The sequence below is a fragment of the Methylopila sp. Yamaguchi genome (assembly GCF_002897035.1).
Classification (GTDB): domain Bacteria; phylum Pseudomonadota; class Alphaproteobacteria; order Rhizobiales; family Methylopilaceae; genus Methylopila.
Genome location: NZ_BAUX01000005.1, coordinates 224248 through 240672, shown reverse-complemented (window position 1 = coordinate 240672; position 16425 = coordinate 224248). Strand labels below are relative to the sequence as shown.

Annotated in this window: 14 protein-coding genes; all 14 read right to left on the bottom strand. The window is 70.3% G+C overall.

Annotated elements, in window-relative coordinates; translation table 11 throughout:
- Positions 1-44: 44 nt before the first annotated feature.
- The gene (locus METY_RS08235) at positions 45-1388 is read right to left on the bottom strand and encodes a M16 family metallopeptidase (protein WP_103120892.1); all 1344 of its coding nucleotides are present in this window, start codon (positions 1386-1388) and stop codon (positions 45-47) included.
- A 59-nt stretch (positions 1389-1447) separates the two neighbouring features.
- Positions 1448-2839 carry a M16 family metallopeptidase gene (locus METY_RS08230; protein WP_103120891.1) on the bottom strand — a complete coding sequence of 464 codons (1392 nt, stop codon included), beginning with the start codon at positions 2837-2839 and terminating at the stop codon, positions 1448-1450.
- Positions 2840-3125: 286 nt separating this feature from the next.
- Entirely contained in the window at positions 3126-3779 is a 654-nt protein-coding gene (locus METY_RS08225) for a hypothetical protein (RefSeq protein WP_103120890.1), read from the bottom strand.
- Positions 3780-3834: 55 nt separating this feature from the next.
- Positions 3835-4332 carry a signal peptidase II gene (lspA, locus tag METY_RS08220; RefSeq protein ID WP_103120889.1) on the bottom strand — a complete coding sequence of 166 codons (498 nt, stop codon included), beginning with the start codon at positions 4330-4332 and terminating at the stop codon, positions 3835-3837.
- A gap of 132 nt (positions 4333-4464) precedes the next feature.
- The gene (gene ileS / locus METY_RS08215) at positions 4465-7392 is read right to left on the bottom strand and encodes an isoleucine--tRNA ligase (RefSeq protein ID WP_103120888.1); all 2928 of its coding nucleotides are present in this window, start codon (positions 7390-7392) and stop codon (positions 4465-4467) included.
- A gap of 411 nt (positions 7393-7803) precedes the next feature.
- Complete coding sequence (locus METY_RS08210) at positions 7804-8772, bottom strand: bifunctional riboflavin kinase/FAD synthetase (RefSeq protein ID WP_103120887.1); 969 nt, start codon at positions 8770-8772, stop codon at positions 7804-7806.
- Positions 8773-8786: 14 nt separating this feature from the next.
- Positions 8787-9572: an inositol monophosphatase family protein gene (locus tag METY_RS08205; RefSeq protein ID WP_103120886.1), complete on the bottom strand. Its 786-nt coding sequence runs from the start codon at positions 9570-9572 to the stop codon at positions 8787-8789.
- 54 nt (positions 9573-9626) lie between these two features.
- Positions 9627-10205 (bottom strand): NADPH-dependent FMN reductase, encoded by a 579-nt coding sequence (locus METY_RS08200; protein ID WP_103120885.1) that lies wholly within the window; start codon positions 10203-10205, stop codon positions 9627-9629.
- A gap of 160 nt (positions 10206-10365) precedes the next feature.
- A complete protein-coding gene (gene efp, locus METY_RS08195) occupies positions 10366-10929 on the bottom strand; it encodes an elongation factor P (protein ID WP_103120884.1) in 564 nt (187 codons plus the stop codon).
- Positions 10930-11016: 87 nt separating this feature from the next.
- Entirely contained in the window at positions 11017-12012 is a 996-nt protein-coding gene (locus tag METY_RS08190; protein WP_244593569.1) for a tetratricopeptide repeat protein, read from the bottom strand.
- Positions 12013-12128: 116 nt separating this feature from the next.
- Positions 12129-12770: a thiamine phosphate synthase gene (locus METY_RS08185; RefSeq protein ID WP_103120883.1), complete on the bottom strand. Its 642-nt coding sequence runs from the start codon at positions 12768-12770 to the stop codon at positions 12129-12131.
- Between the two features lie 200 nt (positions 12771-12970).
- On the bottom strand, positions 12971-13936 hold the full coding sequence (locus METY_RS08180; protein ID WP_103120882.1) for a class I fructose-bisphosphate aldolase: 966 nt from the start codon (positions 13934-13936) through the stop codon (positions 12971-12973).
- A 52-nt stretch (positions 13937-13988) separates the two neighbouring features.
- Positions 13989-15188 (bottom strand): phosphoglycerate kinase, encoded by a 1200-nt coding sequence (locus METY_RS08175; protein WP_103120881.1) that lies wholly within the window; start codon positions 15186-15188, stop codon positions 13989-13991.
- A 166-nt stretch (positions 15189-15354) separates the two neighbouring features.
- Positions 15355-16365, bottom strand: a complete 1011-nt coding sequence (gap, locus tag METY_RS08170; protein WP_103120880.1) for a type I glyceraldehyde-3-phosphate dehydrogenase — start codon at positions 16363-16365, stop codon at positions 15355-15357.
- Positions 16366-16425: the final 60 nt, after the last annotated feature.

Sequence of the window (16425 nt, the reverse complement as noted above, 5' to 3'; positions counted from 1 at the left end):
CAGTCTAGCATCGCCCGCGGCGCCGCGCGCGGTGGGCGACGCCCTCAGCCGGGAGCGCCGGGGGTGGCGGGGGCGGCCTCCGGCGCGCGCACGTTGACGTCGCCGAGGCCCTGCGGCTTGCCGACCGCGATGATCAGCAGCGAGCCGTCCCCGAACAGCTTCGCGGCGGCGGTCTTGACCTGCTCGGGCGTGACGGCCTCCACCAGCGCGTTGCGGCGGGTGATGTAGTCGATGCCGAGGTCGTCGAGCTGCAGCTGGACCAGCTGGTTCGCGATCTTGGCCGAGGTGTCGAAGCGGAGCGCGTAGGAGCCGATCAGGTACTTCTTGGCGCTGGCCAGCTCCTGCGCCGTCGGCCCCTCCTTGGCGATCCGGGCGATCTCGGCGCGGATCAGGTCCACCGACTGCCCGGCGCGGTCGTTCCGGGTCGCGACGCCGCCGAGCACCAGGCCGGCATGGTCGTAGGGCGCGAGGTAGCTGTAGACGCCGTAGGCGAGGCCACGCTTCTCGCGCACCTCGGTGAACAGCCGCGACGAGAACGACCCGCCGCCGAGGATGTGGTTGACCACATAGGCCGGGATGAAGTCGTCGTCGTTCCGCAGCGGCCCGGCGCGGCCGAAGATGATGGAGGTCTGCGGCACGTCCAGCTCGACCACCTCGGTGCGGCCGACGCCCGCCGGCTGCACGGTCGGAACCGGGACGAGGCCGGCCTTCGCGGGGAGACCGGAGAGCACGCCGTCGATCAGCCCGGCGAGGCGTTCGGGCGTGATCGCGCCGACGACGCCGATCGCGACGTTGTCGCGTGCGATCAGGCGCGCGTGGCCGGCGACGAGGTCGTCGCGGCTGATCGCGCCCAGGGTCTCGATGGTGCCGCGCGGGGGGACGCCGTAGGGATGGCCAGGGAAGGCCTCCGAGAAGAAGGTGCGGCCGGCCATGTCGTCGGGATCGAGCGCGGCGCGGCGGATCTGCGCGGACAGCTGGCCGCGCATGCGATCGACGTCCGCGGTCTCGAAGCGCGGCTTGGCCAGCGCGAGGCCGAGCAGCCGGAACGCCTCATCGATGTTCTCGGGCAGCGTGCGCAGGCTCGCGGTCACGCCGTCGCGGTTCGAGGAGAAGTTGAGCTCGATCGCCTTGTCTTCAAGCGTCTGCTGAAAAGCCTCGGAATCGAGGTCGCCCGCGCCCTCGTCGAGTAGCGCCGACATCAGGTGGGCGAGGCCGGCCTTGCCCGCGGGGTCCTGCGCCGCGCCGCCCTTGAAGGCGAGCTCGACGGCGACCACCGGGACCGTGTTCTCCTCGACGAGCCAGGCCTCCGCGCCCGCGGGCGTTTTGACCCGCTGGATGTCGGTGGCGCGGGCGGGGGCGGTCGGCAGGGCGATGGCGGCGGCGGTCATGACGGCGGCGAAAACTCCGGACAGGCGGCGGGACGGGCGAGGGGCGGGGAGGCCGCCCGTCACGGGCGCGCCCCCGGCGCCGCCTTCTCGGCGGTGGCGGGAACGGCGGCAGGCTTTGCGGTCAGAAGCTCGCCGGTGACGGCGCGGCGCGGCTGCAGCACGGCGCGCGCGGCGTCCCGCACCTGATCGGCGGTCACGGCGCGGATCTTGTCGGGCCAGCCCTGCACCTCGGCGACCGTGCCGCCGGTGGCGAGGGACGCGCCGTAGATACGGGCGAGAGTCGCCTGGTTGTCCTGGGCGTAGATCGTGTCCGCGACGAGTCGGGTCTTGGCGCGGACGAGCTCCTCAGGCGTCGGGCCCTCGGCCACGATCCTGGCGATCTCCTCGTCGAGAGCGGCCTCGATCTCCTTAAGCGAGGCGCCGCCGCGCGGGCTGCCGTAGACCGCGAAGCGGCCGTCGTCGAGCGCGTCGCCCTGGTACCAGGCGCCGGCGTTGGCGGCGACGCCCTTCTCCACGACGAGCGCCTTGTAGAGGCGGCTGGTGGGGCCGCCGCCGAGCAGCTGCGCCAGGAGATCGAGCGCATAGGCCTCGTCGGCCTTCGCGGTCTCGTAGGAGGGCGCAAGGAACTGCTTCGAGATCGAGGGCTGCGTCACCCGCGGATCGGACAGCGTGACGCGGCGCGCCGCGCGCGGCTCGGGCTCGGTCGGACGCTTGCGCGCGCCGGAGTCCGCGCGGCGGGGCGCCTTGCCGTAGGTCTCCCCGGCCATGGCCCTGACCTCGGCCGGCTCCACGTCGCCCGCGACCACCAGGATGGCGTTGTTCGGCGTGTAGAAGCGCTCGTAGAAGGCGATCGCGTCCGCGCGGGACAGCGTCTCCATCTCATGCTCCCAGCCGATGATGGGCGTGCCGTAGGGGTGGTTCACGAACAGCGCCGCGGCGACGGCCTCGGACAGCTGAGACGAAGGATCGCCGTCGACGCGCGAGCGGCGTTCCTCGAGGATCACGTCGCGCTCCGGATTCACCACCTCGTCGGTGAGCTGCAGCCCGGTCATGCGGTCGGCCTCGAAGGACATCACCTCCTTGAGGTGCTCCTTGGCGACGCGCTGGAAATAGGCCGTGTAGTCGTAGGACGTGAAGGCGTTCTCCTGGCCGCCGAGTTCGGCGACCACCTTCGAGAACTGGCCGGCGGGATGCTTCGCCGTGCCCTTGAACATCAGGTGCTCGAGGAAGTGCGCGATGCCGGAGACGCCCGCGGGCTCGTCCGCCGAGCCGACCTTGTACCAGACCATGTGCGTGACGACGGGAGTCCGGTGGTCGGGGATCACCACCACCTCGAGGCCGTTGGGGAGCGCGAAGGTCGAGACCTCCGGCCCGGACGCGCGGGCGGGATCCGCCGCGGCGGCGGAGGGCTGGAGCCCGGCGAGGGAGGCGACGAGCGTTGCGGCGGCCATGGGTGCGGCGAAACCTCCGAAGAAACGGGTGAACGGGCGTGGGCCGGTCATCAGGCGGGCGGCGTCCTTTGTGGGGCGAAGCGGCCGGGAAGATTAGGCGTCCGGCGCGCGAGTTGGCCGCGTGAGAGCGCGGCGACGCGCGCGCGTCGCTTGCATATATAGACGAACTGGCGATCCGCCACGAGCGGAGGCCGAGGTCACGACCCGATGAGGCGGTTAAATCGCCGTAACAAAAAGGCCGGCGCGCGGGAGCGGCCGGCCTTTTTGCGTCGGGACGACAAGAGCCTCAGTGGCCCTCGCTCGAGAACGGATTGATCTTCTTGTACCAGGACGCCTCGGCCTCCGGCGCCTTATAGGGCGCGGTCGAGGCCGGGGTGCGGTAGCCCGAGGGCGGATCGGTCAGCCGGGCGCGCTTCGGCTCGGTTCCGGCGGGAACCGCCTCGGCGGTCTGCGTCTTGCGCGCCTTGAGTTCGCTCGGGCTCAGCCGGTCGATCGTGTTGTCGTAGGTCGGCGAGGAGTAGCCTGCGACGCCCGCGGCGTCCGGCTCTGCCGTGCGCTTGCGGTTCAGTTCGCTCGGCGAGATGCGCGAATTGCGATCGAGCAGGTAATCCCGCTCTTCGGTGCGCGGCACGTCGGCGAGCGCCTTGCGCTGGGCGCGTCGCTCGGCGTCGGGGTCGAGCGGCCACTGGCCGGTCGACTGGGCGACGGCGCCCTTCGCCTGCGGCGGGGGCAGCTGGCTAACCGCCGGCGGCGGCACCAGCGCCGGACGCTCGCGGTAGTCGATCTCGGGCTTTTCCTTGTCGCCCATGCCGAACGCGTCGAACAGCTCGGTGATGGGGTTGGAGCCCATGTCGTCCGCCGCCTGGGCGGGATGAGCCGCGCCGACCGCAGCGATCGCAAACGCGACCGGCGCGACGAGGGCTTTGATCTGACGCTTCATCGACGTGTCCTTGCAGCCGAGACCCGGGCGGCTCCCGTCCAAAGGACGTGACGCTCTACGAGCTTACCCCCGTGGCGCCCTTCGAGCCGCGGAGCGCACCATACAGAAGCAGCAGGACCCCCGCAACGATGGCCGCGTCGGCCAGGTTGAACACGTACCAGGTGACCTCGCCCCAATGCAGCAGCGCGTAATCGACCACGGCGCCGTAGGCGACGCGGTCGACCCCGTTGCCGACCGCCCCGCCGAGGATGAGCGCGAGCGCCCAGGCGGACAGCGCGTCCTTCTCGCGCGCTATCCAGATCGTGATCGCGATCGAGGCGACCACGTGGAGCGCGACCAGCGCCCAGCGGCCAAAATCGCTGTCCTGCTGCAGCAGGCCATAGGAGACGCCGGTGTTCCAGACGAGCACGAGGTCGAACAGCGGCGCCACGGCGACGCGGCCCTTGGCGGCGAGGTCGAACACGAACAGCGCCCAGAGCTTCAGCGCTTGGTCGAGCACGAAGACCACGAGGGCGACGAGGTAGGCGCGGCGGGCGGGGGAGGCGAGGGTCATGGGTGGGCCCTCGCCGTTGTCCCGGCCGGAGCGGCGCAGCCTGGCAGAGCCGGGATCGCAACCAGAATCATGCGCCGATGTCTCTCAGCGATCCCGGCGCGGCCTTCGGCTTCCGGGATGACGAACATCCGCTCACGCCGCGCGGCTCCGCGCGGCGTCCCATTCGCGCAGAGCCTGGGCGTCGCGCGGGGTGACGTCGGGATAGTCGGGATCGGCGCCGACGTCGGGCGTCACCTTCCACGAGCGGGCGCATTTGCGGCCCTCGGCGCGCGCGAAGACCACCGCGACGCCGGGAACGTCGGGCAGACGGAAGGCGTCGGTGGGCGCCGCGTCCGAGACGACTTGGATCGCGCTGGTGATCGCGACCTCGGCGAGGTCGACGCCCTTCAGCGCCAGAGCGAGTTCCGGGTCGGTCACGTGCACCACCGGCGCCGCCTCGAGCGACGAGCCGATGCGCTTGGCCGCGCGCTCGATCTCCAGCGCGCCGGTGACGACGCGTCGGACCTTGCGGACGTTCTCCCACTTCGCCGCGAGCGGCTCGTCGCGCCAGGCGTTGTCGGCCAGGGCGTAGAGCTCGAGATGGACGGAGCCGTCCTCGCTGGGGAAGCGCGACAGCCAGGTCTCCTCGGCCGTGAACGGCAGCAGCGGCGCGAGCCGCGTGACCAGCGTGCGAAACACCCGGTCAATCACCGTCAGGCAGGCGCGGCGGGTCACCGACGACGCCGGGTCGCAGTAGAGCGCGTCCTTGCGGACGTCGAAGTAGAACGCCGAGAGGTCGTTGGTCAGGAAGGTGAACAGGCTCGCGAAGCCGCGCTTGAAGTCGAAGGCCTCGTAGGCGGCCTCGACCTCGGTGTCGACCTCCGCCAGCCGGTGCAGCACGTAGCGCTCCAGCTCCGGCATGTCGGCGTGTGCGACGACGTCGCCGTCGTGGAAATGCGCCAGCGCGCCGAGCATCCAGCGCAGCGTGTTGCGCAGCTTGCGATAGGCGTCGGTCGCGGTCTTCAGGATCTCCTGCCCGATCCGCAGGTCGTCGGCGTAGTCCGACAGCACGACCCAGAGGCGCAGGATGTCGGCGCCGGACTGTTCGATGATCTTCTGCGGCGCGACGATGTTGCCGAGCGACTTGGACATCTTGCGGCCCTGCTCGTCGAGCACGAAGCCGTGGGTCAGCAGCGCGTCGTAAGGCGCGCGGCCGCGGGTGCCGCAGCTTTCGAGCAGCGAGGAGTGGAACCAGCCGCGGTGCTGGTCGGAGCCCTCGAGATAGAGCACCTGGTCCTCGCCGCCGTCGACGACGCGCTTCGGGCTGAGGTCGGGCCGGCGGTCCAGCACATAGGCGTGGGTCGAGCCGGAATCGAACCAGACGTCGAGGATGTCCGGCACCTTGTCGTAGTCCGACAGGGCGTGGTCGTTTCCGAGGAAGCGCGAGCCGTCGTCGGCGAACCAGGCGTCGGCGCCTTCGGCCTCGAAGGCCTCGGCGATGCGGGCGTCGACCCGCTCGTCCTGCAGGATCTCGCCGGTCTCCTTGTGCACGAACACGGTGATCGGCACGCCCCAGGCGCGCTGGCGCGAGACCACCCAATCCGGCCGGCCTTCGATCATGCCGCGCAGGCGGTTCTTGCCCTGCGGCGGATAGAACGCCGTCGCTTCGATCGCGGCGAGCGCCCGCGAACGCAGCGTGTCCGCGGGGCCGGCGATGTCGCGGTCCATGTGGATGAACCACTGCGGCGTGTTGCGGAAGATCACCGGCTTCTTAGAGCGCCAGGAATGCGGGTACTGGTGCCGCAGCTTGCCGCGCGCCACCAGCCGGCCAGCCGCCACCAGGGCGTCGATCACCGCCTGGTTGGCGTCGCCCTTGTCGCCCTTATGGGTGATGACGGAGCGGCCGGTGAAGCCCGGCGCATCCTTGGTGAGGAAGCCCTCGGCGTCGACCGTGTAGGGGATCTTGGAGCTGATCCCGCGCTTCTCCAAATCGAAGCGATGCTCCATCCAGAGCTCGAAGTCCTCGCGGCCGTGGCCGGGCGCCGTGTGCACGAAGCCCGTGCCGGCGTCGTCGGTGACATGGTCGCCAGGGAGCAGAGGAACGGCGAAGTCGTAGCCGTGCTCTTTCAGTGGATGCGCGGCGACCAGGCCCTGGAGCTCGTCGGCCGAGACCGAGCGGACCTTGGAGAAGCCGGTCACCTTGGCGGCCTTGATCACGCCTTCCGCGAGCGCGTCCGCCAGCAGATAGCGCGCGCCGACCTTGGCCCAGTTGTCCGCGGGGGCCTCGGTCACTTCATAGAGGCCGTAGGCGATCTTCTGGGAGTAGGCGACGGCGCGGTTGCCCGGCAGCGTCCACGGCGTGGTCGTCCAGATGACGACGGAGGCGCCGTCCAGCCCGTCGAGCGGAAACGCCACGAACACCGTGTCGCTCGTGAACTCCTGGTACTCGATCTCGGCCTCGGCGAGCGCGGTCTTCTCCACCACCGACCACATCACCGGCTTCGAGCCGCGGTAGAGCTGGCCGGTCTTCGCGAAGGTCATGATCTCGCGGGCGATCTGCGCCTCGGCCGAGAACTTCATGGTGGTGTAGGGGTCCTTCCAGTCGCCGGTGACGCCGAGGCGCTGGAACTCCGCGGACTGGATCCCGATCCAGTTCTGCGCGTACTCCCGGCACTCCCTGCGGAACTCGATGACCGGCACCTCGTCCTTGTTCAGCCCCTTGGCGCGGTAGCCCTCCTCGACCTTCCACTCGATCGGCAGGCCGTGGCAGTCCCAGCCCGGCACGTAGTTCGAGTCGAAGCCCGCCATCTGGCGGGTGCGCACCACCACGTCCTTCAGGATCTTGTTGAGCGCGTGGCCGATGTGCAGGTGGCCGTTGGCGTAGGGCGGCCCGTCGTGCAGGACGTACTTCTTCCGCCCGGCGCTGGACGCGCGCAGCCTGTCGTAGAGTCCGATCCGCTCCCAGCGCTTCAGCAGCTCCGGCTCCTTCTGGGGGAGCCCGGCGCGCATGGGGAAATCGGTCTGCGGCAGGTACAGGGTTTCAGAGTAGTCGCGGGCGGCGGGCGTAACGTCGGAGGGCATTGGGGCGCGTCCGGGTGTCTCGTGAGGCGTCGGTCAGGCGGCGTGTCGTCTCCCGGCCCGTCGCGTGAGCCACGCGCGAGCTGCGCGGCTCAGGCGGAGGCCGGGCCGGTAATTCGGAACGTCGGAGACGGACGCGGGCGCATGGATCCAAGGCTTGGCGGTTGAGAGGTTGCGCGCCTTGTAGCAGGGTCGGGCTTGCTGACAAGTGAAGGGTGGGCGGGAAGGGGCAACCCGCATTCACGTCGCACGTGAGCTTAGCGAGCCTGACGTGCAATTGGTCAGGGCCGGTCTCACCGTCATGCCCGCGCCTTCGCGCGGGTATCCACGACTTGAGCGTCGAGCGCTACGACCAAGTCGTGGATACCCGGCTTCGCCGGGCATGACGGCCAGTAAGCCCGAAACGACGGCGCATCACGTCAGGGCGCTCGGCGCAAGCGGGTCTTCCGGCAGCGCCAGAAGTCGGCGGGCCTCGGCCTTATCGCGCTCCATCTGGGCGATCAGGGCCTCCACGCTCTCGAACTTCGCCTCGGCCCGCTGCCAGGCGACGAGCTCGACGCGCAGGCGCTTGCCGTAGAGATCGCCGGCGAAGTCGAGCAGGAACACCTCGAGCCGCGGCGCTCCGTCGTCGAACTGCGGGCGGCTGCCGAAGCTCGCGACGCCGTTCACGACCGCGCCGTCGACCAGCGCCCGCACGGCGTAGATGCCGTAGGCGAGCCGCGTCTCCGGCGGCAGCACGAGGTTGGCGGTCGGGAAGCCCAGCTCGCGGCCGCGCTTGTCGCCGTGGACGACTTCGGTTTCAACGGTCCAGCGGCGTCCGAGCAGGCGGTTCGCGGCGACGAGGTCTCCGGCCGCCAGGAGGTCGCGGATCGCGCTGGAGGAGACCGGCGTCGCGCCGCCGTGGGGCGGCACCACCTCCACGAACATGCCGTGCCGGGGCCCGGCTTCCGCGAGAAAGGCGGGCGAGCCCAGCCGGCCGCGGCCAAAATGGAAATCCCAGCCGACGACGACGGTGTGGGCGCCGAGCCGGCGCGCCAGCACGTCGGCGACGAAATCCTCCGCCTCGATCTGCGACAGGCGCTCGTCGAAGGTCAGCACGACGGTCGCGTCGGCGCCGGCGCGCGCCAGCATCCGCGCCTTTTCGCGCGCGTCCGTCAGGCGGAACAGCGGCCGGTCCGGCTGGAAGAAGGTGCGCGGGTGGGGCTCGAAGGTCAGCGCCACCACGGGGCGGCCTGCGGCGTGAGCGGGTTCGGCGGCCTGGGCGATCACCGCGGCGTGGCCGCGGTGGACCCCGTCGAAGTTGCCGACCACGACGTGGCCGTCGCGCAGGCGATCGGGCAGCGTCGCGGGGTCGATCAGCGGCTCCGTCGTCCGGCCGGTCATCGCCGCGCCGCCGCTCAGCCCTTCACGAGCTTGAGCAGCTCGGGATGGATGTGCTCGTTGCCGCAGACCACCGAGCCGCTCGTGAGCATCGCGTCGCCGCCGGCGGCGTCGGTCACGAAGCCCCCGGCTTCCTTGATGAGCAGGATGCCGGCCGCCATGTCCCAGGACTTGAGATCGCGCTCCCAGAAGCCGTCGAGACGGCCGGCGGCGACATAGGCGAGGTCGAGCGAGGCGGCGCCGAAGCGGCGAACGCCCGAGACCCGCCCTTGCACGCGCGACAGCTCCTCGCGGAACAGGTCGTGCTTCGGCCGGCCGAGATGCGGCACGCCGCAGCCGATCACGGCCTCGACGATGTCGCGCCGGGCGGCGACGCGCAGGCGATGGTCGTTGAGATAGGCGCCGCCGCCGCGCTCGGCGGTGAAGAGCTCGTCGGTGATCGGGTTGAACACGACGCCTGCGACCAGCTGGCCGGCGCGCTCCAGCGCCACCGAGATCGCGAAGATCGGGATGCCGTGCAGGAAGTTGGTGGTGCCGTCGAGCGGATCGACGATCCAGCGGTGGTCGGGGTCGGTGCCCTCGATCACGCCGCTCTCCTCCATCACGAGGCTGTAGCCCGGACGGACCCGCTGGAGCTCGGCGCGCAGCATGTCCTCGGCCTTGCGGTCGGCGGCGGTGACGAAGTCGCCTGGACCTTTCGCCGAGACCTGCAGCTGCTCGACCTCGCCGAAGTCGCGGCGCATGGAGCGGCCGGCCTTCATGACGGCCTGGACCATGACGTTGAGGACGGGCGAGCGGGCCATGGAGACATTCGCTTTCAGGTCGGCGCCCTCTAAGGGGGCGCTGGGAAGGTCAGGTCAGTACGGCACGCCGCCCGCGCGCTTCGTCTTCAGCGCTTCGGCGTACCATTCGAGTTCTCGGGCGAAGCGGTCGAACCGCGTCCCGACTTTCGCGTCCGTCGGCCGGCCCGCGTCGTCGAAGGCCTGGCCGATCTTAGGGACGGCGTAGATCGAAGGGATCGACGGCATGCCGAGTTCGCCGACGATCGCCCGCAGCTGCATGGCGGCCCGAACGCCGCCGAAACCGCCGGCCGAGTAGCTGACGATCGCCGAAGGCCGCCAGAAGTACTCCTCGAGGAAGTGGTCGAGCAGGTTCTTCAGCGCCGGCGGAACGCCGTGGTTGTATTCGCCCGTGACGAGCACGAAGCCGTCGGCCTGCCCGTAGAGCTCGGCGAGCTCCCGCAGCACGGGCGGTGCCTCCTCTGGCTTGTATTCCTTGTACATCCGGTCGAGCAGCGGCAGGCGCCGCTCCATCGGATCGATCAGAGGCGCGTCATGCCCGCGCGCCCGCAGCGCCTCGGCGATCCAGCGGGCGAGCACGATCCCCTGCCGCTCGGTGCGAACGGAGCCGTAGAGAACGGGAAGCGTCAGCGGCATGATGGCTCCTTGGGGAGTCCGGAAACACCGGCGTCATGCCCGCGTCCTCGCGGGCATCCACGACTTGGGACAGCGGGCTTGGCGCCGGCAAAGTCGTTGATGCCCGGTCAAAAGGCCGGGCATGACGTAGTGGTTCCAAGCAAACCGTAGCTTGGTCGTCTCAGTCCGCCCGACGCAGGTAGGTCACCTCGTTGGTGTCGACCACGATGCGCTCGCCGGAGCCGATGAAGGGCGGCACCATCACGCGCAGCCCGTTCTCGAGCTTCGCCGGCTTGTAGGAGGAGGCGGCGGTCTGGCCCTTCACCACGGGATCGGCCTCGACGATCTCGAGCGTCACCTGGTCGGGCAGCTTGATGCCGATGGGACGCTCCTCGTGCATCTCCACCGTCACCTGCATGCCGTCCTGCAGGAAGGCCGCGCGCTCGCCGACGAAGTCGCTCGCCAGCGTGATCTGTTCGTAGGTGCTGGTGTCCATGAACACCAGATCGTCGCCCTCGGCGTAGAGGAACTGGAAGTCCTTCTGCTCGAGGCGGACGCGTTCGACCGTCTCGTCGGCCCGGAAGCGCTCGTTGAGCTTGCGGCCGTCGATCAGGTTCTTCAGCTCGACCTGGTTGAAGGCGCCGCCTTTGCCGGGCTTCACGGCGTTGGTCTTCACCGCGGCCCAGAGGCCGCCCTGGTGCTCGAGCACCATGCCGGGGGTGATCTGGTTGCCGTTGATCTTCATGGGGCTGTCTTCCGGACGAGCGCCGCGGCGCAGAGGACGCGGCGTTTGCAAAAGGTTGCGCTCGTTTGCCCGCGCGGACGCCCGCCGTCAAGGTTTGGGGGCGGGGGATCCGGAGCCCGCAAGCGCCGCTTCCGCCGCCGGGAGGGGACCGAGCCTCGCCTCCCATCGCTTCGACAGCTCGTCGGCCTTAGCCCGGTCGGCCTCCGAAAGCGTCTGGACGAAGCCTTCGAGCCAGGCGTCGCTCAGGCCCTGAGCGCGGGCGAGACGATGCCACGCCGCCGCGCGGGCGGGGTCCCGGCCGACGCCGCGGCCGTAAGCGTAGAGCCGGGCCAATCGGTTCTGGGCGATCGCGTTGCCCCGCTCCGCCGCCCGTTCGAACAGCCGGGCGGCGTCGGCCTCGTCCTTCTCCACGCCCGAGCCGTTGAAGCGCGCGATGCCGTACTCGACCAGCGCCGCGATCTGGTCCTGCGCGGCGGCGCGGCCGAGCCAGAGCACCGACTCCTCGACGTTCTTGTCGACGCCGCTGCCCTCCTTCAGGAGCGCGGCGTAGGCGTACTGCGCGTCGGCTTGGCCCGCCTCGCTCGCGGCCTTGAAGGCCTCGGCGGCGCCCTTGAAGTCGGGTCGCCCGTTTTCGCCCTGCAGGCGCATCACGCCGAGGTTGTAGAGCGCTTCGGACTGGCCGATCTCGCCCGCCTTCGCGAACCAGTCGGCGGCCTCCTTGGGATCCTTCTCGCCGCCGACGCCCTGGAGCCGCGCGAGACCGAGCGCGAACATCGCCTCCCGGTCGCCGAGCGCCGCGGCGCGTTCGAACCAGCGCGCGGCCTCGGCCTCGTTGCGGCCGACGCCGAGACCGTCGGCGTAGAGCTTGCCGATCAGCGTCATGGCGGCGGGGTCGAGGCGGCGTCCCTCGACGCGTTTGCGCGCCTCCGCCATGGCGGCGATGTAATGGCCGCGCTGGAACGCGCCGTAGGCGAGATCGGCGTTGGGGTCGACCGGCGGCTCCGGCGCCTTCTTCTCCTCAGGCGCGTTCGGCACGCCCGAGGGGGTGGGCGTGGTGATCATCATGTCACGGAGGCTGGGCACCGAAAGCTCGGCGGGGGCTGGGAGTTCGCCAGCCCGCGGTCTTTGCTGCGCGATCGCAGGCCCGACGGCCCCGAGTGAAGCCGCCAGCAGCGCCGCGAGGGCTGCGGCGTGGGGGATCACGGCGTCGGGGCCCGGCCGAGCGAGATCTGCGCGCCGGCCGCCGCCACGCCAGCCGCCGGCCCGTCCTCGTGGCGCCACACGGCGTCGCCCAGCGCGACGAACTCGGCGCCGGCGGCGGCGATCGCCGCGACGTCGTCGATCGTGGCGGCGAACCCGGCGCAGGGCACCTCGAAGATCTCGGCCCACCATTCCGTGCGGTCGCGGATGGTGTCGGCGTCCCAAGGCTCCGCGCCGTCGAGGCCGATCAGCAGATAGTCCACCCCGGCCTCGCCCGCCTCCATGGCGGCGTCGCGGGAGCGCGTAGTTGCGAAGCCCACGATCTTCTCGGGGCTGAAGCGTTCGACCATGTCGGGCAGCAGCGTCGCGGACACGAGATGAACGCCGTCCGCGCCAGCCTTGCCGATGATGTCCTCGACGCCCTCGCCGGCGAGCAGCGCCGCGGCTCCGGCCTCCTGGGCCGTCGCGATCAGGGGCTTGGCGCGCGCGATGCGGGTGCGGTCGTCGGCGGCGGCGAGCCGAATGACGACCGCGGCGACGTCGCCGGCCGCCAGCGCCGCAGCGAAGACCGGCGCGAAGGCCTCGGTCTCGGCGAGCTCCGGCGTCACGAGCATCAGGCGAGTGCGGTGGGGAATGGTCATGGCGCTCGGACGGACGAGGAATGGCGTGGACGCTGTCTCACGCCCGAGCGTGGCGAAAGCGGGGCGGGGCGCCGACATCCCGGACCGCGCCTCTTCGGGCGCGGAGCCGTAATCGTCGCACGGACGGAAGCCATCCCGAAACGACGATCCCGGACCGCCGCGGCTCGCGCCGCGACGTCCGGGATGGCGTCAGGTTTCGATCACGCCTTGGCGTAGATGTCGATGATCTTGCCGAGCAGCTCGATCGCCTCGTCGCGCGGGCGCTGGAAGGCGTTGCGGCCCATGATCGAGCCGAAGCCGCCGCCGGCCGCGATCTGGCTGATCTCGGAGAGCAGGGCGTTGGTGTCGTTCTTGGTTTCGCCGCCCGAGAAGATGACGATGCGGCGGCCGCCGAAGCAGCTCTTCACTACGTCCTGGATGCGCTCGGTGAGCGTCGAGACCGGAATCTTGGCCTTCTCGTAGGCCTTCTTCGCGGCGTCGAGCTCGAGGTGGTCCGTCGGCGGCTTCACCTTGATGATGTGCGCGCCGAGAAGCGCCGCCATGTGCGCGGCGTAGGCGATGACGTCGGCGGCGGTCTCGCCCTTCTTCGTCAGCGTGCCGCCGCGGGCGTAGGACCACACCACCACCGCGAGGCCGACCGACTTGGCTTCGGCCGACAGCTCGCGGATCTCCTCGAACTGGTCGTAGGCCGCGTCGGAGCCGGGATAGATCGTGAAGCCGATCGCCGAGCAGCCGAGGCGCACGGCGTCGGCGACCGACGCAGTCACGGCCTGGTCGGCGTCCTCGTTGAGGCGCGAGAGCGAGTTCGCGCTGTTCATCTTGAGGATGGTCGGGATCTGGCCGGCGAAGGTGTTGGCGCCCGCCTCCAGCATGCCGAGCGGCGCGGCGTAGGCGTTGAGGCCGGCGTCGATCGCGAGCTGGTAGTGGTAGTGCGGGTCATAGCCCGCAGGGTTCGGCGCGAAGGAGCGCGCCGGGCCGTGCTCGAAGCCCTGGTCGACGGGCAGGATCACCAGCTTGCCGGTGCCGGCGAGGCGGCCAGTCATCAGCAGGCGGTAGAGGTTCGCCTTCGTGCCCGGGTTGTCGCTCTCGTACCAGGACAGGATTTCCTTGACCCGCGGCGTGATGAGCGAATGGGTCGCGGGGGTGATCTTGGTCTGAGCGTTCATGGGCCTCTCGAAGTCCGGGTTCGCAGGTTGCGCTTGATATAGAACAGAACGCTTATTTTGTCGCGGCGAGCGCCTTCACGCCCGGCAGATCTTTGCCCTCGAGCCATTCGAGGAAGGCGCCGCCCGCCGTCGACACATAGGTGAAGCTCTCCGCGGCCCCCGCGTGGTTGAGGGCGGCCACAGTGTCGCCGCCGCCGGCGACGGACAGAAGACGGCCTTCCTCGGTCAACTCCGCCGCCTTCCGGGCGACCGCGACCGTGCCTTCGTCGAAGGGCGCGATCTCGAAGGCGCCGAAGGGGCCGTTCCACACCAGCGTCTTGGACGCCTCCAGCACGGCGGACACCTCCGCGACGCCGTCCGGCCCGATGTCGAGGATCATCTCGTCGGCGGCGACGTCGGTGACAGGGGCGACGCGGTTTTCGGCGTGGGCCTTGAACTCCTTCGACAGCCGTCCGTCGCTCGCCAGCACGATCCGGCAGCCCGCCGCGGCGGCCTTGGCCTTGATGTCGCGCGCGGTGTCGAGCAGGTCGCGCTCGCACAACGACTTGCCGACGTCGACGCCGTCGGCCGCGAGGAAGGTGTTGGCCATGCCGCCGCCGATCACGAGGTGGTCGACCTTGGCGACGAGGTTGCCGAGCAGGTCGAGCTTGGTCGAGACCTTGGCGCCGCCGACGACCGCGACCACCGGCCGCTCCGGGCTGCCGAGCGCCTTGGACAGCGCGTCGAGCTCGGCCTGCATGGATCGGCCGGCGTACGCCGGAAGCAGCTTCGCCAGCCCTTCGGTCGAGGCGTGCGCGCGGTGCGCGGCGGAGAAGGCGTCGTTGACGTAGATGTCGCCGAGCTTTGCGAGATCGGCGGCGAAGGCCGGGTCGTTCTTCTCCTCGCCGGCGTGGAAGCGGACGTTCTCCAAGAGCAGCACGTCGCCGGGGGTCATGCGGGCGACGGCGGCTTCCGCGGCCTCCCCGACGCAGTCGTCCACGAAGCCGACGTCCTGCATCAGCGCTTTCTCGAGCGCCGGGATCACGACCTTCAGCGACTGAGCCTCGTCCCGCTTGCCCTTCGGCCGGCCAAAATGGGCGAGCAGAACGGTCTTGGCGCCCTTCTGGGCCAGTTCGTTCAGGGTCGGCTGGATGGCCCGCAGCCGCGTGTCGTCGGTGACGCGGTCGCCGTCCATGGGGACGTTCAGGTCGACGCGCACAAGCACGCGCTTGCCCGCGACGTCGACGTCGTCGAGAGTCTTGAAGTCGGTCATCAGGCTTACGTCCCCCACCACATGTCCCGGTCTTGCGCCGGAACCCAGAAAACGGCGCCTGATGTCCCCTCAGGCGCCGTCACGCACGTTCAAATCTCGCGGCTCGGGTCTCGGCTCAAGGCCGGCACACGCGCTGCGCGGTTCCGCGCTTCGGCCGCGTCAGGCCTCAGAGGAACTTCGCGATCGCGACGGCCGTGTCCGACATGCGGGACGAGAAGCCCCACTCGTTGTCGTACCAGCTCAGCACGCGCACGAAGGTGCCTTCGAGGACCTTGGTCTGGTCGAGGGCGAAGCTCGACGAGTGCGGGTTGTGGTTGAAGTCCGACGACACCAGCGGCGCGTCGACCACATCGAGGATGCCCTTGAGCTTGCCGGCCGCCGCGGCCTTCACCGCGTCGTTGACCTCCTGCACGGTGGTCGGGCGCTTGGCGACGAACTTGAAGTCGATGACCGACACGTTCGGGGTCGGCACGCGGATCGACACGCCGTCGAGCTTGCCCTTGAGCTCCGGCAGCACGAGGCCGACGGCCTTCGCGGCGCCGGTCGAGGTCGGGATCATGCTGAGGGCCGCCGCGCGGGCGCGGTAGAGGTCCTTGTGCATGGTGTCGAGCGTCGGTTGGTCGCCCGTGTAGGAATGGATCGTCGTCATGAACCCGTGGTCGATGCCGATCGCGTCGTTCAGCACCTTGGCGACGGGCGCCAGGCAGTTCGTGGTGCAGGAGGCGTTCGAGACGATCAGGTGGTCCTTCGTCAGCTTGTCCTCGTTGACGCCGAACACGACCGTGAGGTCGACGCCGTCGCCGGGAGCCGAGACGATGACGCGCTTCGCGCCGGCCTGCAGATGCGCGGCCGCCTTGTCCTTCGCCGTGAACAGACCCGTGCACTCGAGCGCGATGTCGACGCCGAGCTCGGCGTGCGGCAGCTCGGCCGGGTTGCGGATCGCGGTCGCCTTGATGTCGCCGTGGCCCGCGACGGTGATGACGTCGCCGTGGACGGTCACCTCGGCCGGGAAGCGGCCATGGACCGAGTCATAGCGCAGCAGGTGCGCGTTGGTCTCCACCGGCCCTAGGTCGTTGATCGCGACCACCTGGATGTCCTTGCGCCCGGACTCGACGATTGCCCGGAGCACGAGCCGTCCGATGCGCCCGAAGCCGTTGATCGCGACCTTCACCGCCATTGTCGTGTCTTCCCTTCCCTGTCGCGCCGCGCTTCGCCGCCCGACGCCCCGACTGTCGTC

Excerpts from the sequence above, each read along its gene's own strand:
- METY_RS08235 (WP_103120892.1), bottom strand. The coding sequence starts at position 1,388 with ATGACCGCCGCCGCCATCGCCCTGCCGACCGCCCCCGCCCGCGCCACC.
- METY_RS08230 (WP_103120891.1), bottom strand. The coding sequence starts at position 2,839 with ATGGCCGCCGCAACGCTCGTCGCCTCCCTCGCCGGGCTCCAGCCCTCC.
- METY_RS08225 (WP_103120890.1), bottom strand. The coding sequence starts at position 3,779 with ATGAAGCGTCAGATCAAAGCCCTCGTCGCGCCGGTCGCGTTTGCGATC.
- lspA (WP_103120889.1), bottom strand. The coding sequence starts at position 4,332 with ATGACCCTCGCCTCCCCCGCCCGCCGCGCCTACCTCGTCGCCCTCGTG.
- ileS (WP_103120888.1), bottom strand. The coding sequence starts at position 7,392 with ATGCCCTCCGACGTTACGCCCGCCGCCCGCGACTACTCTGAAACCCTG.
- METY_RS08210 (WP_103120887.1), bottom strand. The coding sequence starts at position 8,772 with ATGACCGGCCGGACGACGGAGCCGCTGATCGACCCCGCGACGCTGCCC.
- METY_RS08205 (WP_103120886.1), bottom strand. The coding sequence starts at position 9,572 with ATGGCCCGCTCGCCCGTCCTCAACGTCATGGTCCAGGCCGTCATGAAG.
- METY_RS08200 (WP_103120885.1), bottom strand. The coding sequence starts at position 10,205 with ATGCCGCTGACGCTTCCCGTTCTCTACGGCTCCGTTCGCACCGAGCGG.
- efp (WP_103120884.1), bottom strand. The coding sequence starts at position 10,929 with ATGAAGATCAACGGCAACCAGATCACCCCCGGCATGGTGCTCGAGCAC.
- METY_RS08185 (WP_103120883.1), bottom strand. The coding sequence starts at position 12,770 with ATGACCATTCCCCACCGCACTCGCCTGATGCTCGTGACGCCGGAGCTC.
- METY_RS08180 (WP_103120882.1), bottom strand. The coding sequence starts at position 13,936 with ATGAACGCTCAGACCAAGATCACCCCCGCGACCCATTCGCTCATCACG.
- METY_RS08175 (WP_103120881.1), bottom strand. The coding sequence starts at position 15,188 with ATGACCGACTTCAAGACTCTCGACGACGTCGACGTCGCGGGCAAGCGC.
- gap (WP_103120880.1), bottom strand. The coding sequence starts at position 16,365 with ATGGCGGTGAAGGTCGCGATCAACGGCTTCGGGCGCATCGGACGGCTC.